This window comes from Xenorhabdus sp. KJ12.1, assembly GCF_963876495.1.
Classification (GTDB): Bacteria; Pseudomonadota; Gammaproteobacteria; order Enterobacterales; family Enterobacteriaceae; genus Xenorhabdus; species Xenorhabdus stockiae.
Genome location: NZ_CAWNQH010000133.1, coordinates 1 through 2376 on the forward strand (window position 1 = coordinate 1; position 2376 = coordinate 2376).

At 52.3% G+C, this 2376-nt stretch carries 1 protein-coding gene; it reads left to right on the forward strand.

Features of this window, described 5'->3' with window-relative positions:
• A partial coding sequence (locus AACS92_RS20830; protein ID WP_099112005.1) for a phage tail tape measure protein occupies nt 1-2376 on the forward strand: 2376 nt, incomplete at both ends.

The window sequence follows — 2376 nt, forward strand, 5'->3', positions numbered from 1 at the left end:
GGGGCCAGTGCCGCCCAGGCTGACCGTTTTATTAACGTACTGGCAGCCGGGGCGAAATACGGTGCTTCCGAAATTAACGAAACCGCGCAGGCCATTAAACAGGGTGGCACCCTAGCCGCTCAGGCCGGGATCAGCGTTGAAGAACTCGGGGCGGCTATTCAGATACTGGCAGAACGGGGTATCAAAGGCGGCGAGGCAGGTATTGCCCTGCGTAATGTGATACTGGCGCTGGAGCGTTCGACAGACAAAAATCTGAAACCGTCGGTAGTGGGTTTATCGTCGGCATTAGAATCCCTGATGGGCAAAAACCTGTCAACGGCGCAGGCGGTTAAATTATTTGGCCGGGCCAATGTCAGTGCCGCGTCCAACTTAGTCACTGGGCGGGAAAAACTGGACGCATTGACCCAAGCTCTGACCGGAACACAGGTCGCCTATGAACAGGCCAGTGCACGCGCGAATAACCTGAGTGCTGATCTGGAGGTGCTGACGAGTGCTTTTGAAGGCATGGCGGTGAAAATCGGGCAGAGTGCCGATGGCCCATTGCGTACCGGAGTACAGGGGGCAACCCACGCAATTAATGCGCTGTCCGAGAATGTTAATCTGGTGGCTAGCGTAGCATTGCATACGCTAATCCCCGTGATAGCAACAAAGCTGACCGCGGGATTACGTGAAAATATGACGGCATGGCGGGCCACCGAAAAAGCGGCTCGTGATATGGCCAAACAGCAGGCAGAAACGGCAAAACGTACTCTTGAACAGGCCAATGCCACGCTACGTTCAACGGAAGCTCAGGGCAGGCACATTCAGTATCTGGAAAGAACCAACCGTTTGCATGGACTCTCCGTCAATTATGCGAAAGAAAAAAGCACCCTGATCCGACAGGAAACGGAAGCCCTCAAATTACAAACACAGGCCACCGGACAACTTGAAGCCGCTAACCGCCGGCTGTCTTATGCCTATCGGGCATTATCTGTCGCGGGGGGCGCTGCCCGTGGTGCACTTGCCCTGATGGGTGGACCATTTGGTGCCGCAATGTTGGCAGGTTCTGCTCTGTACGGGTTATATAACTCTAGCGTCCAAGCCAGAGAGGGGTTGCGGCACTTAAAGGAGGAATCCGTTGAAACGGTGGCTGAACTGCAACGGCTTTCCAGCATTAAGGTGGCGGTCGAGCTGGATAAGACTGACGATGATCTTAACAATCTGAAAGCAGAACTCAGGCAGATTGATAGCCAACTGGAACGGTATTCTCAAACCCGAATCAAGCATTTAGAAAATCGTCAAAAAGGATTCCTGAGTTTTTTTTATGAAGATCCGAAAGCAGTTGAAAAGCAAGGCCGAGTCTTACTCAGTCGGCGAGAAGATATCCTCAAAGGGATAGAAAAGAAAACCGCCAGAAAGAAAAACCTACAGGCAACCTCGGTAGCGGGGATTTTTGATCAGCCACCGCCTGAGCCACCAAAACCCGAAGGGAACGGTACGGGTAATCCGTGGACAGGTCAGGATTTCATTAAAGCAGAGCAACAAGGCGAACAATCTCTTCACCTTTATCAGCAGTTACGCAAGGACATTGAGCAGACCCACGCCACCAGCCTGGATCGTATCCGAATCAGCGAGAAAGCGATGCGGGATAAAATCCATGAAGTTGGCAAATCGGGTGTGGCTTCGGACAGTGAACTGCAACGCTTAAACCTCCTCAATGCCGAAAATCACCAAAAACAACGCCTCGAACTGGCAGAAAAATATTCCCCGGCAGCTGCATTGATCCGGCAGGAAAAAGACGCCAGCGAAGAACTGAAAGCCCTGTACCGCGAACGGTTGTTAAGTGAACAGGAATATTTATCTGCCAGCAGGACGTTATACCAGACCTCGGTAAAAGACAAATTAGCGGAACAGGCAAAGCAAATTGCCGCCCCGCATCTGGATAGGGCGGGGGAGGTCGATCCCGTTGTGCAATTGCAAAATCAGCTCACAGAACAAACTGCGCTTTACGACACTTACTACCGGAACGGACTTATCAGCAAGGAACGTCATGAACAGTTAATGACCGCTGCGGCTCATCATTCCAAAGAGACGCAATTGGCTGCCGCTAAAGATTTATACGCCTCACAGGGGGATTTCCAGAAAATGCAGATGGATCTGCTGGATGTGGTTGAGCAACGTACGGGGAGTGCGTTAACCGGCATGTTGACGGGCACAAAATCCTTTTCAGAATCCATGCGGGAGCTGTCGGCCTCACTGGCGCAATCTATGATTCAGGATCTGGTTCGTATTGCAGTACAGGCATTGATCACCAAAGCCCTCTCCGGTTTCTTTGGGGGTGGGATGGGCAGCATGGGGGCCAGCGCATTGTCTTCGGCGGGGGGTAGCCTGTCTTCG